This window comes from Leifsonia sp. T36S-04 (assembly GCF_042465655.1).
Classification (GTDB): domain Bacteria; phylum Actinomycetota; class Actinomycetes; order Actinomycetales; family Microbacteriaceae; genus Leifsonia.
On record NZ_CP146286.1, the window covers coordinates 3,300,356 to 3,313,838 of the forward strand.

The 13,483-nt window shown below is 67.4% G+C and carries 15 protein-coding genes; 9 read left to right on the top strand and 6 right to left on the bottom strand.

Features of this window, described 5'->3' with window-relative positions; all coding sequences use genetic code 11:
* Window positions 1–3: 3 nt before the first annotated feature.
* From P3F85_RS16110 to pknB, 5 genes are all read left to right on the top strand, one after another.
* Window positions 4–1,254 carry a PP2C family serine/threonine-protein phosphatase gene (locus P3F85_RS16110; protein WP_374008858.1) on the top strand — a complete coding sequence of 417 codons (1,251 nt, stop codon included), beginning with the start codon at window positions 4–6 and terminating at the stop codon, window positions 1,252–1,254.
* Entirely contained in the window at window positions 1,238–2,647 is a 1,410-nt protein-coding gene (locus P3F85_RS16115; protein WP_374008859.1) for an FtsW/RodA/SpoVE family cell cycle protein, read from the top strand. The genes P3F85_RS16110 and P3F85_RS16115 overlap by 17 nt, the downstream gene beginning before the upstream one ends.
* A 1-nt stretch (window position 2,648) precedes the next feature.
* Complete coding sequence (locus P3F85_RS16120) at window positions 2,649–4,103, top strand: peptidoglycan D,D-transpeptidase FtsI family protein (RefSeq protein ID WP_374008860.1); 1,455 nt, start codon at window positions 2,649–2,651, stop codon at window positions 4,101–4,103.
* Window positions 4,100–5,821: a protein kinase gene (locus tag P3F85_RS16125; protein ID WP_374008861.1), complete on the top strand. Its 1,722-nt coding sequence runs from the start codon at window positions 4,100–4,102 to the stop codon at window positions 5,819–5,821. Before P3F85_RS16120 ends, P3F85_RS16125 begins: the two co-directional genes overlap by 4 nt.
* Before the next feature lie 119 nt (window positions 5,822–5,940).
* A complete protein-coding gene (pknB, locus tag P3F85_RS16130) occupies window positions 5,941–7,596 on the top strand; it encodes a Stk1 family PASTA domain-containing Ser/Thr kinase (protein ID WP_374010958.1) in 1,656 nt (551 codons plus the stop codon).
* Between the two features lie 4 nt (window positions 7,597–7,600).
* Here the strand turns inward: pknB and P3F85_RS16135 are convergent, their stop codons facing one another.
* Genes P3F85_RS16135 through P3F85_RS16145 form a run of 3 tightly spaced genes read right to left on the bottom strand, consistent with a single transcriptional unit; the run spans window position 7,601 to window position 9,167 of the window.
* On the bottom strand, window positions 7,601–8,239 hold the full coding sequence (locus tag P3F85_RS16135) for an aminodeoxychorismate/anthranilate synthase component II (protein ID WP_374008862.1): 639 nt from the start codon (window positions 8,237–8,239) through the stop codon (window positions 7,601–7,603).
* Entirely contained in the window at window positions 8,236–8,394 is a 159-nt protein-coding gene (locus P3F85_RS16140; protein ID WP_374008863.1) for a hypothetical protein, read from the bottom strand. Before P3F85_RS16140 ends, P3F85_RS16135 begins: the two co-directional genes overlap by 4 nt.
* Window positions 8,395–8,396: 2 nt before the next feature.
* The gene (locus P3F85_RS16145) at window positions 8,397–9,167 is read right to left on the bottom strand and encodes a class E sortase (RefSeq protein ID WP_374008864.1); all 771 of its coding nucleotides are present in this window, start codon (window positions 9,165–9,167) and stop codon (window positions 8,397–8,399) included.
* A 106-nt stretch (window positions 9,168–9,273) separates the two neighbouring features.
* Between P3F85_RS16145 and P3F85_RS16150 the strand changes: the two genes are divergently transcribed.
* Window positions 9,274–9,534 (top strand): cell division protein CrgA, encoded by a 261-nt coding sequence (locus P3F85_RS16150; RefSeq protein WP_374008865.1) that lies wholly within the window; start codon window positions 9,274–9,276, stop codon window positions 9,532–9,534.
* 222 nt (window positions 9,535–9,756) lie between these two features.
* On the opposite strand, the gene P3F85_RS16155 is transcribed toward P3F85_RS16150, so the two are convergent.
* A complete protein-coding gene (locus P3F85_RS16155) occupies window positions 9,757–10,467 on the bottom strand; it encodes a rhomboid family intramembrane serine protease (protein WP_374008866.1) in 711 nt (236 codons plus the stop codon).
* Between the two features lie 167 nt (window positions 10,468–10,634).
* Window positions 10,635–11,174: a peptidylprolyl isomerase gene (locus P3F85_RS16160; protein ID WP_374008867.1), complete on the bottom strand. Its 540-nt coding sequence runs from the start codon at window positions 11,172–11,174 to the stop codon at window positions 10,635–10,637.
* Window positions 11,175–11,296: 122 nt separating this feature from the next.
* Here P3F85_RS16160 and P3F85_RS16165 point away from each other — a divergent pair, with 122 nt between their 5' ends.
* Together P3F85_RS16165 and P3F85_RS16170 are read left to right on the top strand one after the other, a co-directional pair.
* Window positions 11,297–11,860 (top strand): hypothetical protein, encoded by a 564-nt coding sequence (locus P3F85_RS16165; RefSeq protein WP_374008868.1) that lies wholly within the window; start codon window positions 11,297–11,299, stop codon window positions 11,858–11,860.
* A gap of 69 nt (window positions 11,861–11,929) precedes the next feature.
* Complete coding sequence (locus tag P3F85_RS16170) at window positions 11,930–12,130, top strand: PspC domain-containing protein (RefSeq protein WP_374008869.1); 201 nt, start codon at window positions 11,930–11,932, stop codon at window positions 12,128–12,130.
* Here P3F85_RS16170 and P3F85_RS16175 read toward each other — a convergent pair.
* On the bottom strand, window positions 12,127–12,552 hold the full coding sequence (locus P3F85_RS16175) for an NUDIX hydrolase (protein WP_374008870.1): 426 nt from the start codon (window positions 12,550–12,552) through the stop codon (window positions 12,127–12,129). The two genes, P3F85_RS16170 and P3F85_RS16175, sit on opposite strands and share 4 nt — an antisense overlap.
* Window positions 12,553–12,600: 48 nt before the next feature.
* Here P3F85_RS16175 and P3F85_RS16180 point away from each other — a divergent pair, with 48 nt between their 5' ends.
* Complete coding sequence (locus P3F85_RS16180; protein ID WP_374010959.1) at window positions 12,601–13,464, top strand: Fpg/Nei family DNA glycosylase; 864 nt, start codon at window positions 12,601–12,603, stop codon at window positions 13,462–13,464.
* Window positions 13,465–13,483 lie beyond the last annotated feature (19 nt).

A 13,483-nucleotide genomic window follows, 5' to 3' on the forward strand; every position in this document is an offset into this window, starting at 1 on the left:
CCGGTGGCGGCGAACAAGGCGGCGGCCGTCTCCCATATCGGGAAGATCCGGTCGAACAACCAGGACTCGGGCTACGCCGGTCGTGAGCTGTTCGTCGTCGCCGACGGCATGGGAGGCCACGCGGGCGGCGACGTCGCCTCTGCGATCGCCGTCACCCGCATCCGCGAGGCCGATCGCGAGTACGAGTCCGCCGGCGAGGCGGAGTTCGCGCTCCAGTCGGCACTCATCGCCGCCAACTCCCTGCTGGCGGAGACCGTGTTCGAGCATCCCGAGCTCACCGGCATGGGCACCACCGTCAGCGCCATGGTCCGCGTCGCCGACCAGATGGCGTTCGCCCACATCGGCGACTCGCGCATCTACCTGTTCCGCGACGGCGAGCTCAAGCAGGTCTCGACCGACCACACCTTCGTGCAGCGACTCGTCGACAGCGGTCGCATCACCGAGGAGGAGGCGATGGTCCACCCCCGACGCTCCGTGCTGATGCGCGTGCTGGGCGATGTGGATGCCTCCCCCGAGATCGACACGTGGACGCTCGACACGCGGCCCGGCGACCGGTGGCTGATCTGCTCCGACGGTCTCAGCGGCGTGGTGAAGCACGACGACATGCTCGCCGCGCTCGCCTCCAAGGACGGCCCCCGGCAGGTGGCGGAGCGCCTGCTCAAGCAGAGCCTCGACGCCGGAGCCCCGGACAATGTCACCGCAGTCGTGCTCGACATCGCGGACACCTCGCGCGGCGACGTCGTGAAGGAACCGGTGACGGTCGGCTCCGCGGCCTCGCCGCTGCAGTTCGGCATGGAGCCCAAGCCGACCACCCGCGCGGCGCGCCTCCCCGGCCTGCGCCTGCACCCCATCCGGCCGGCGACCGGTCCCACGCACTTCGAGCCGCAATCCGAGGACTACCTCGACGAACTCATCGAAGAGGACGCCCGGCGTGTGCGCCGACGCCGGATCACCTGGACCGTGGGCCTGGTCGCACTGGTCGTCGCGATCGTGCTGGCGATCGCCCTCGGCTACCAGTGGACGCAGTCCCGCTACTTCGTCGGAGCGTCGCCGACCGGAAAGGTCGCCATCTACCAGGGCGTCCAGCAGGGAATCGGGCCGATCAGCCTGTCGCACCTGTATCAGGAGTCGAACGTCACGGTCGACGACCTCCCCGCATACGACCGGCAGCAGGTCGAGCAGACCATCAACGCCGACGATCTCCAGGCCGCCAAGACGATCGTGGAACAACTGAGCGATGCCCGCGGACAATAGGACCGCCGCGCGCGAGCAGGCCAGACCGCCCCGGACCGCCACCGGTCCGGTGAAGCGGCTGCGCCTGCCCCAGAAGTTGCGCAACCGCGAGCTCTTCCTGCTCGTCATCGCCTGCGCCATCAATGCTTCGGCAGTGGTGCTCGTGCAGCTCGGCGCGCTCGGTCATGTCGACCTCACGCTGGTCTACCTCGGCGCCGGCTTGTCGGCGCTCGTGATCGGGATGCACATCGCGCTGCGGTTCGTCGCGCCGCAGGCCGATCCCTTCCTGCTGCCGATCGCCACGGTCCTCACCGGGATCGGCATCGCCGAGATCTACCGCATCGACATCCACTACAAGGATGCCGGGTGGGACAGCGCGGGCGTCAAGCAGATCGCGTGGGCCGCGATCGCCATCGTCGCCGCGATCCTCGTGGTGAGTTTCATCCGCAACCACCGCATCCTGCAGCGCTACACCTATCTCTTCGGATTCGCGGCCGTCGTCCTGCTGCTGCTGCCGATCCTCCCGGGCATCGGCAAGGAGATCAACGGCGCCCGCGTGTGGATCGGGATCGGACCGTTCAGCTTCCAGCCGGGCGAGATCGCCAAGCTGTGCCTGGCGATCTTCTTCGCCGGCTACCTGGTGCAGACCCGGGATTCGTTGTCCGTCGTCGGCAAGAAGTTCCTCGGCATCCGGTTCCCGCGCGCACGCGACCTCGGCCCGATCCTCATCGTGTGGCTGACGTCCATGGCGGTCATCGTGTTCCAGCGCGACCTCGGCACCGGTCTCCTCATCTTCGGTCTCTTCCTCGTGATGCTGTACGTCGCGACCTCGCGCATCAGCTGGGTGATCCTCGGGCTGCTGCTCGTCGTGGGCGGCGCCGTGATCGCGAGCCAGGTCCTCCCCTACGTCCACGACCGGTTCGCGAACTGGCTGACGCCATTCACGCCGGGCCGCTACGGCGCAGAACTGGGCGGCAGCTACCAGCTCGTGCAGGGCCTCTTCGGCCTGGCGCAAGGCGGCTTGATCGGGACAGGGCTCGGCCAGGGCCAGCCGTGGATCACTCCGATCTCGCAGAGCGACTACATCATCGCGAGCCTCGGAGAGGAGCTCGGCCTGGCCGGCCTCTTCGCCATCCTCGCCCTCTACATCGTGTTCGTCTCGCGTGGCCTGCGCATCGGCTTCGCGGGCCAGGACGACTTCGGCAAGCTGCTCGCTGTCGGGCTCTCCTTCACCGTCGCCCTGCAGTGCTTCATCGTGATCGGCGGCGTGACGAGGGTGATCCCACTCACGGGCCTCACCACGCCGTTCCTCGCCGCGGGCGGATCGTCGCTCGTCGCGAACTGGATCATCGTTGCGCTGCTCCTGCGACTGTCCGACACCGTCCGCAATCAACCCCGGCTGGTGGTGAGCTGACATGAACCGCGAGATCAAGCGCGTGAGCGTGATCGTGCTCGGGATGTTCCTGGCGCTTCTCGTCTCGACGACGATCCTCCAGGTGTTCCAGGCGGACACGCTGAACGCGGATGCGCGCAACACCCGCGCCCTCAACAACAGCTACTCGGCGCAGCGCGGGGCGATCCTGGTCGCGGGTCAGCCCGTCGCCCAGTCCGTTCCGTCCGACGACGTCTACAAGTGGCAGCGGGTCTACAGCAACGGTCCGCTGTATTCGGCCGTCACCGGGTTCTTCCCCATCAACGGCGAGCCCACGGGACTCGAGGGGGCGCTCAACGCCAAGCTCAGTGGCTCCGCCAACTCGCAGTTCTTCGATCGCGTCAACGCCATCCTGACCGGCAAGAACCCTCAGGGCGCGACGGTGGAGACGACGATCGACCCGGTCGCCCAGCAGGCGGCGTGGGATGCGTTGGGCGACAAGCAGGGCGCCGTCGTCCTGCTCGAACCCAAGACCGGCAAGATCCTCGCGATGGTCTCGAAGCCGACCTACGACCCCAACACCCTCGCCTCACACGACGGCAAGGCCGTCGACGCGGCCTACAGCCAGCTGCTCGCCGCCTCTGGCGACCCGCTGATCAACCGGACCATCGGCGGCAACCTGAACCCGCCCGGCTCGACCTTCAAACCTGTCATGAGCGCGTCCGCATTCGGCACCGGTCAGTACACGAAGGACAGCCAGCTCCCCAACCCGGCGTCGCTCCCGCTTCCGGGCTCCGGCACGATCGTGAAGAACGACTCGCTCACCACGTGCGGTCCCGGTGAGACCGTCTCGATCGCGACCGCGCAGATCCTCTCGTGCAACATCCCGTTCGCCGAACTGGGGATGCAGCTGAAGCCCGAGGTCATCAAGGGCCAGGCGGACAAGTTCGGGTTCAACCAGCCGCTGAGCATCCCGATCCCGGTCGAGAAGAGCGTCTACCCGCTCTACGTCGACGATGCGGAGCGCGCGCTCGGCTCGTTCGGGCAGATGGATGACCGTGCGACTCCGCTGCAGATGGCCATGGTCTCGGCTGCGATCGCGAACGGCGGCAGCCTGATGACCCCGAACCTCGTGGACTCCATCCGGTCGGCCGACCTGCAGACCGAGGAGAGCTTCCAGGCAAAGGAGTTCTCGCGTCCGCTGAGCCAGGAGAACGCCGACACCATCAAGCAGATGATGGTCGACGGCGTCGATCACGGCGTGGCGAGCAATGCAAGAATAGGTGGGGTTCAGGTCGGCGGTAAGACGGGTACGGCGCAGAACGGCGAGGGTGACCCGTACACGCTGTGGTTCACCGGTTTCGCACCGGCGAACGACCCGAGGTTCGCTGTGGCAGTTGTTGTCGAAAATGGCGGTGGTCAGGGTCAGAGCGGCACGGGTAACTCCATCGCTGCTCCGATCGCGAGGAAAGTACTAGAGGCGGTGCTGAATAAATGAGACCCACAGCAGGGCTCACCTTCGGGGGACGCTACGAGCTGCAGTCCCGGATCGCTATCGGCGGGATGGGCGAGGTGTGGCAGGCCACTGACCTCGTCATCGGCCGCACGGTCGCCATCAAGATCCTCAAGGACGAATACCTCGGCGACCCCGGCTTCCTCGAGCGCTTCCGGGCGGAGGCGCGTCACGCCGCCCTGGTCAATCACGAGGGCATCGCCAACGTCTACGACTACGGCGAGGAGGACGGCAGCGCCTTCCTCGTCATGGAGCTGGTCCCCGGCGAGGCTCTGTCGAGCATCCTGGAGCGGGAGCACGTGCTCAGCACGGACCGGACGCTCGACATCGTCGCGCAGACGGCCGCCGCCCTCCACGCGGCGCACGCAGCTGGCCTGGTCCACCGCGACATCAAGCCGGGAAACCTGCTCATCACGCCGGACGGCCGGGTCAAGATCACCGACTTCGGCATCGCCCGGATCGCCGACCAGGTGCCCCTCACGGCCACCGGCCAGGTGATGGGCACGGTCCAGTACCTCTCTCCGGAGCAGGCGTCCGGCCACCCGGCGTCGCCGACCACGGACATCTACTCGCTCGGCATCGTGGCTTACGAGTGCCTCGCCGGCCGCCGTCCTTTCACGGGCGAGTCGCAGGTCGCGATCGCTATGGCGCAGATCAACGAGGCACCGCCTGAGCTTCCTGCCACGGTCGCCGAGCCGGTCCGCAACCTGGTCTTCGCGTGCATCGCGAAGAACCCCGCCGACCGTCCGGCCTCCGCCGCCCACCTCGCACGCGCTGCGCAGGCGCTGCGGCGCGGAGACGTGCGAGCAGCAGCAGCCTCCGTCCCGGCCATCCTCGGGCTCGCCGCCGCCACGGATGCGGCAACGGTGCTCATGCAGTCCCCGGCCCCGGCGCCCACGCAGGCCACCACCCTCCTGCCCGCGACCGCTGTCGCGTCCGTCGTCGACGAGGAGGCGGCGCCCGTCGAGGAGCGCAAGCGCAGCCGGTGGACCTGGCCGCTGATCGCCTTGATCGCCCTGCTCGCGCTGGTGCTGATCGGCACGATCATCACCCTGGTCGCACAGCCGAAGCCCGCGCCGACGACTCCCCCGGCGACCACGCCGACCAGCCAGCCGTCGTCACCGTCCCCTAAGCCGACCCCGACCAGCAACACGGTTCAGATCACCGAGAGCGACTTCCTCGGCCTCACCGCCGATCAGGCACGCGACAAGCTGCAGCAGCAGGGCATGGTCGCCGACGTCTCCCAGGGCAATGCGGCGACGACGCAGGCCCAGGCGAACAAGGTGTACTCGGTGAACCCGACCGGCCCGGTGCCGAAGGGCTCCACCATCGCGGTGAAGGTCTACGGCCCCGTCGCGCCCATCACGACACCGACCGACACGGTCTCGGCGACGCCGCCCTCGGGTCAGGGCGCGCCGAACTCGCAGATCACCGTGAACTTCGGCTCGGCCACCTGCCCCGCCGGGCAGAACCTGGTCGGCCGCCGCCTGTACATCAACGGCCAGCCGCAGACGCCCGTGAACGACACGAAGATGGTGTGGTCCCCGAGCGCTGCCGCCACGTACCAGCTGACCTACACGATCTTCTGCGGAGAGTCCGTGGAGTCCGGTCAGTCGCCGGCTCTCGCGTACGAGGTCACGTCGTCCACCGCACCCCCCGCGGGTGGCGGCGCAGGTGGCGGCGCCGGCGGAAACGGCAAGTGAGTCCGGTCGCGGCTGCCGGGGATATCTCCAGCCGCGCCCCGCTACACTAACCGGAGTCAGCACCCCAGAAGGAGTCCGCATTGAGCCCAGATAGCCGCCTGCTCGCAGGCCGATATCAGGTGGGCGAACTCATCGGCCGGGGCGGAATGTCGGACGTCCACCGTGGCACCGACAGCCGGCTGGGACGCACGGTCGCGATCAAGCTGCTGAAGCCGTCTCTGGCGACCGACCCCGCTTTCCGCACGCGTTTCCGCCAGGAGGCGCAGGCTGCCGCGCGCATGACGCACCCGACGATCGTCCGCGTCTTCGATGCCGGCGAAGAGACGATCCGCGAGCCCAACGGCCACGAGGCACAGCTTCCCTTCATCGTGATGGAGCACGTCGACGGGGTCCTCCTGAAGGACCTCATCGCCAAGGGGCCCCTCGACGTCCAGGAGGCCGTGCGCATCACCGAGGGCATCCTCACGGCGCTCGAATACTCCCACCGCGCGGGGGTCGTGCACCGCGACATCAAGCCCGGCAACGTGATGATCACCAAGACCGGGCAGGTCAAGGTGATGGACTTCGGCATCGCCCGCGCGATCAGCGACTCGTCCGCGACCGTCGCCCAGACCACCGCGGTGCTCGGAACCGCCAGCTACTTCTCGCCCGAGCAGGCGAAGGGCGAGTCCGTCGACGCCCGCACCGACCTCTATTCGACCGGTGTCGTGCTGTTCGAGATGCTCACCGGGCGCCCGCCGTTCCGGGGCGACACCCCGGTCGCGATCGCCTACCAGCACGTCAGCGAGACGGCGGTCGCCCCCAGCACGATCAACCCCAAGATCTCTCCGGCGATGGATGTGGTGGTCGCGCGCGCGCTGACCAAGGACCGTTTCGAGCGGTACCAGACCGTCGCGGAGTTCCGTGCCGACCTCGAAGAGGCCGCCGCGGGCCGTGTCCCGAAGCGGAAGCACGAGGACGAGCTCGCCGAGACGCTGTTCGGCGCTCCGCCGACCTCGGTGTCCGGCCCGGAGGCAGCGTTCCGTCAGCTGGCCGAGGACCAGACGATGACGCGTACGCAGCGACGTCCTCCGGTGATCTGGATCTGGGCGGGCATCGCCATCATGGCCGTCGTCATCGTCGCCGTCCTCGCCTGGGTGCTGCGGCTGGCCCCGAGCACCACGCTGCCGGAGACCTCCCGCAAGGTACCGAATCTCTCCGGGCAGGTGTTCGAGAAGGCGACCGCCCAGCTCGACGAGATGAAGCTCAAGTGGGTGCAGACCACCGAGTCGAGCCCGACCTACTCACAGGGGCAGGTCATCCGCACCGATCCCGGTGCGGGGGTCGTGGTCGCCACGGGCGACACCATCACCGTCTACGTGTCGACGGGCAAGAAGACCGTCTCCGTTCCGGATGTGCACAACATGACCGTGGATGCCGCCACCCAATCCCTGCAGCAGGCGGGATTCACGATCGGGCCGACGACACTGGAGAACTCCCCCAGCGTGCCCGCCAACGTGGTGATCTCCACGGACCCGGCGGCGAACGCGTCTGCCCACGAGGGCGACGCGATCGGGCTGCACGTCTCCAGCGGCAAAGTCACGCTGACGGATCTCACCGGGCAGACCATCCAGGCGGCGACGGGCATCCTGTCTCAGCTCGGTCTGACCGCCAACCCCAAGCCGGACCCCACCTGCCCGCAGGACAAGGGCGCGACCATGGTGCACACGCAGTCAGTGTCGCCAGGGGATGTGCCGCAGGGCACGACGGTGGATCTGACCTACTGCTCGGGCTGAGTCGTCAGCCCAGCTTCACCAACGGGTTGAGCGACCGGGAGGCCTCGGCCGCGCCGGCGAGACCGGCGACCTCGAGCCAGTTGCCTAGCATCCGGTACCCGCCTTCGGTGAGCACGGACTCGGGGTGGAACTGCACTCCGTAGATCGGCGCCTCTCGGTGCTGCAGCGCCATGATCACGCCACCCGGAGTGCGCGCGGTCACGAGGAGGTCGTCCGGCAGTGTCCCGTCGACGACGGCCAGCGAGTGGTAGCGGGTCGCGGTGAACGGCTGGGGCACCCCCTCGAACAGCGGGCTGTCGTCGTGACCGACCTGCGACGTCTTGCCGTGCATGAGCTCCTCGGCATTCGTGACCACGCCGCCGAACGCCTCGGCGATCGCCTGATGTCCGAGGCACACCCCGAGGAGCGGTTGCCCGGTCATCAGCGCCTGCTCGACAACGGCGATGGAGACGCCCGCATCCACCGGCTTACCCGGCCCCGGAGAGACGAGCACTGCGTCGAACTCTGCGAGTTTCACGGGCAGTTCCTCGGTCGTGAGGTCGTCGTTACGCACAACCTCGGTCTGTGCGCCGAGCTCCTGGAGGTAGCCGTTCAGCGTGTAGACGAAGCTGTCGTAGTTGTCGATGACGAGTACGCGGGTCACGGCCCCACGGTACCTTCCTGCGGACCGAGGAGCGAATCCACCCAGGGGAAGACCCAGGTCACGAGGGCGAACAGCACGGCCACGACGAGCACAAGCACGATGAGCAGGCGCACCCACCACGGCCCCGGCAGGACCCTCCAGAGAGCTCCGTACATGATCAGCCTCCCTGCCCGACCGCGGCGGCGATCTCACTCGGAACGTCCTGCGGCGGGGCGAACGCCTGGTACACGCTGTACGCGATCAGTCGCTCACCGGCGTGGAACGGCGGGTTGCACGTGGTGATCGTCATGAACCGCTCGACCGGGGTCGCCGCCGGCTGCCGCGGGACGGGAAGGAGGACGCCAACGGCCGACGGCTGCACGTACTCGAAGTTGCGGAACGTGTAGGTGTACCAGCCGTCCTGCGTCTGCACGTAGAACCGATCCCCGATGCGCAGCTTCGACAGGTCGATGAAGGTGTTGCCCCATCCGGAGTCGTGCCCGGCCACAGCGAAGTTGCCCACCTGGCCGGGCAACTGGGTGTCGAGGTAGTGACCGACTCCCGCCGTGTAGCTGTTCAGCACCCGGTCGGTGTCGACCGTCTGCCGGATGACGCGCTTCCAGTCGGCGCCGAGTCGCGGCACATAGAGGACAGCGAACGGCTGGTAGGGCGCGGGCTTCGCGAGCACCGGCGGGGCCACCTGTGCGGTCGCCGTATCGGGAGCCGGCTTCGGCGCCTTCATGGCGTCGTTCACCCACTTCTGGCTCTGCTGGGCGGCGGCAGACGTCTGCTGGCCGGCGAGAACGAGGCTGTTCCACCACACCTGCCAGCCGAGGAATAAGAGGACGAGGACGCCCGCAGTGATCAGCAGCTCACCGAGGACGCCGACCACCGTCAGACCACGCTGCGGCCGGCCGTGCTTCTCCACGGGAGTGTCCTCTGCGGTCATGTGCCGAATTCTAGAGAGGGTCACTGTGAATGAGCACGAAGCACTCAGCCGCTCCCCATACGGGGGCTCAGGAATCACCGGGGCTTCCCCGCTAGACTGTGGTGCTATGGCACGCAGCAATTCGAAGACGAAACCCGAGCGGCCCGCCCGCGCCCAGCGCACGGCGGCCGCGTCCGGAGAGGATGCGCCGAACCCGGTGTGGTTCAAGCCGGTCATGTTCGGGTTCATGCTGCTCGGCCTGATCTGGATCATCGTCTTCTACGTGAGCCAGAACCAGTATCCGATCCCCGCTCTCGGCGCGTGGAACATCCTCGTCGGCTTCGGCATCGCGTTCATCGGCTTCCTGATGACCACCCGCTGGCGGTAGACCGCACGCACTTCGTGCTTCCGAGCCCGGGACGGCAGACGCCGTTCCGGGCTTCGTGTTTTCCACAGCTGTCCACAGGGCACCTGTGAGCAGTTGCTTCTCGTTCGGTAGCGGTTTCCCCAGTGTTAATAAGCCTGTGGAGAGTTACAGCCGTGTAATTACCCACAGTGTTAATAAGCCTGTGGATAACTTATCCACGCATTGTGGGCGAATGCTGGCGAACTACACGAAGAAGTGGATGAGGCTCAACGCGACGAAGATGACGCAGAGCAGAACGAGCAGCGGCAGTTGCCAGCGCCGACGCTGCGGCGTGCGGGTCTCGACGTAGATGAGCCCCACCAGGAGCCCTCCGACCAGGCCACCGACATGCGCCTGCCACGCGATGTTGAACCCGGGAAGGAACCCGATGCCCAGGTTCAGCGCCAACAGGACCAGCATCTGCGTCCCGCTGCCGCCCAGACGGCGCTCGATGATGAAGAAAGCGCCGAAGAGGCCGAAGATGGCACCCGATGCGCCCACGACGGGCACGACCGGCGAGGCGAGCAGGAGCACGCCGACCGAGCCGGCGAACCCGCTGACCAGGAACAGGGCCAGGTAGCGCGCGCGTCCCAGCACCGGTTCCAGGGCCATCCCGAACACCCACAGCGTGTACATGTTCAGTGCCAAGTGGATGATGTTGGCGTGGGCGAAGATGCTCGTGAACATCCGCCACGGCTCGAACGCGCCCGACAGGGCGGCGGGGTACGAGTACGCGCCGGCGTAGCGCAGGGCATTCGTCACCTGGAGGCCCAGCAGGTCACCGATCGTCTGAATGATGAACACCACCACGCAGAGGGCGATGATGGAGTACGTGACGACCGGTGCACCCGATCCGGTCAGCCGCGTCAGCCACGCCGGCTTGGTGCGGGGATGCGACGACGCCTGCTTCGCCATGCACTCCGGGCAGACCACTCCCACGGCGCCGGGGGTCTGACACTCACCGCAGATGGTGCGCCCGCAGCGCTGACAGAGCACATAACTCTGGCGATCAGGGTGCCGGTAGCAGTAGTTCGAGCGTGCGTCGACGGGCTGAGTCATGTCGTGCGCTCGCCCGTCGTCTCTCAGACCTGCTCGATGTCGATCGACTCGATGACGACGTCGTCGAGCGGACGGTCGCGCGCGTCAGTCGGGACTTCGGCCAGCTTGTCGACGATCTTGCGCGAAGCGTCGTCGGCGACCTCGCCGAAGATGGAGTGCTTGCCCTGCAGCCAGGTGGTCGGAGCCACCGTGATGAAGAACTGCGAACCGTTGGTGCCGCGTCCACCCTGGATCCCGGCGTTCGCCATCGCGAGGATGTACGGCTGGGTGAAGTCGAGCTCGGGGTTGATCTCGTCGTCGAACTGGTAGCCGGGACCGCCGACGCCCTGACCGAGCGGGTCGCCGCTCTGGATCATGAAGCCGGGGATGATGCGGTGGAAGATGACGCCGTCGTAGAGGGGCGCCGTCGACTTCTCACCGGTGCCGGGATGCGTCCACTCGATCTCGCCCGTCGCCAGGCCCACGAAGTTCCGCACCGTCTTCGGAGCGTGATTGCCGAAGAGGTTGACCTTGATGTCTCCATAGTTAGTGTGGAGCGTGGCGACAGCGGTGTGCTTAGACATGCCACCAATTCTTGCACAGGGCGTATACACGGCTTGGGCGGGCACGAGACCTCTCGGGCCATCCCCAGCCCTTTCAGTGGCAAGATGGAGTCAGTCGCCACCCCGACTCGACGGAGGAACAGATGAGCCTGACACGGAAGCGCACGAAGGAGCTCAAGCGACTGCGCAGCGGAGCCGAGGACCTGTGGACCCAGCAGCAGGAGGTGCTGGCCAACGCCAACGCCCTTGCAGCGGAGGCTCGCAAGCAGGCGGCCTACTACACGCGTGAAGAGATCGCGCCCCGAGTGCGCGACGGGTACGACCAGTACGTGCGTCCCGCCGCCGACACGGCGAAGGCGACCGCTGGGCGCTACGCCGGCCAGGCACGCGAGCGCGTCGTGCGCGACGTCATCCCGGCCGTCGGAACCGCAGTCGGTACGGCCCTCTCGGTCGTCGATCACGCTCGTTCGGCTCGCGCAGCCGCTCTTGCCGGCGAGTTCAAGAAGGCCGGCAAAGAGTTCACGAAGAAGTCGAGCGCGGTGACCAAGAAGTCGGGTCCGGGCGCCGGAACCGTCATCGTCGTCGGTCTGGGCATCATCGCTGCGGTCGGCCTGATCTACGCCGTCTGGCAGACGTTCCGCGCCGACGACGAGCTGTGGGTCGCCGACGAGGAGCCCACGACTCCTCCCGCTGCGCCGCAGCCGTAGCAGACCCCAGGGTGTTTTCGGGGGTTTCCCCGATGGTGAGGATGCGCGCCTGCTGAGAACGTGGAGAGCATGAACACTCTCTACCGTCCCATCCACGGCCGCATCCTCGCCGGCGTGTGCGCAGGCCTCGCTCTCCGTTTCGGACTGCGGCCCTGGACCGTGCGCGTCCTCTTCCTGCTGTCCTGCCTGCTCCCCGGTCCGCAGTTCATCGCCTACATCGCGATGTGGATCCTCGTGCCCGGCGAGCAGCGCCGCGCCACTGCGGCCTAGTCCGCGCTGCGGAGCCCGGCCATCGCGAGAGCGATGTCGACGAGCTCGACCCGGCGGTTCGGGATGCTCTCCAGCGAGAACCAGGCGGCCTCGTCCGTCGTCCCATCGCGCTCGTTCGTGAGGGCTCCGCCCGTGACTGTGGCGCGGTACACGATGCGGAGCGCGTGCAGCGGACCCGCATCCGGCACGAACCGGTGCTCGGCCGGAATCACCTTGGAGTCGATTCCGAGCAACTCACCCGCTTCCGCCGAGTACCCGGTCTCCTCCGCGATCTCACGGACGACAGCGTCGACCGGGTCCTCCCCTGGGTCGATGCCGCCTCCCGGTAGCGTCCACCCGGATCGCCCGCTCTCGTTCCAGTGCGCGAGCAGGATGCGGTCGCCCTCCGTGATCACGCCGTAGGCCGCCACTCTGATATCCACCGCATCACCCTACTGCCGATGTCCGAGGTCGGGGGCAAACTAGTGGTGATGCCCGAACTCCCGGAAGTCACCGCTCTTGCCGCCGACCTCGATGGCCGGTTGAAGGGTCGTGTCATCGACCGCATGAGCATCGCTGCGTTCTCTGCGTTGAAGACCTTCGATCCGCCCGTCGACGCGTTGCACGGCCTGACGATTGGCGGGGTGAGTCGTCACGGCAAGTTTCTCGACATCGCCGCGGGCGAGCTGCATATCGTCATTCATCTGGCCCGTGCAGGATGGATCCGTTGGCGGAATGCGGCCCCTCCCCCGGCGACAGGACGGCTCGGCAAGGGTCCGCTGGCCGCCCGGCTGGTGCTGGACGACGGCTCCGGACTCGACATCACGGAGGCCGGGACGAAGAAGAGCCTGGCCATCTACGTCGTGCATGACCCGTCCGAGGTTCCGGGAATCGCCAGGTTGGGACCGGACCCGCTCGATCCGTCGTTCACCGAGGACGTCTTCGCGGCCATCCTCGGGGACCAGGGCCGGGCGCAGATCAAGGGCGTCCTCCGCAACCAGTCCCTGATCGCTGGCATCGGCAACGCGTATTCGGATGAGATCCTCCACGTAGCCAAAATGTCGCCGTACAAACCGGCGAACATGGCGGCCGACGACGTGGCACGCCTCTATGTCGCGCTTCAGTCCACGTTGCGCGAGGCGCTGGCGCGCGCCGATGGCCTGGCCGCATCCGAGCTCAAGAGCGAGAAGAAGTCCAACCTCCGCGTGCACGGTCGCACCGGCGAGGCATGCCCCGTCTGCGGCGACACGATCCGTCAGGTCATCTTCCACGACTCGACGTTCCAGTACTGCCCCACCTGCCAGACGGGCGGCAAGCCCCTCGCCGACCGCGTCCTCTCCCGGCTCCTCAAGTAGACGGTAGGCCCGGAGAACG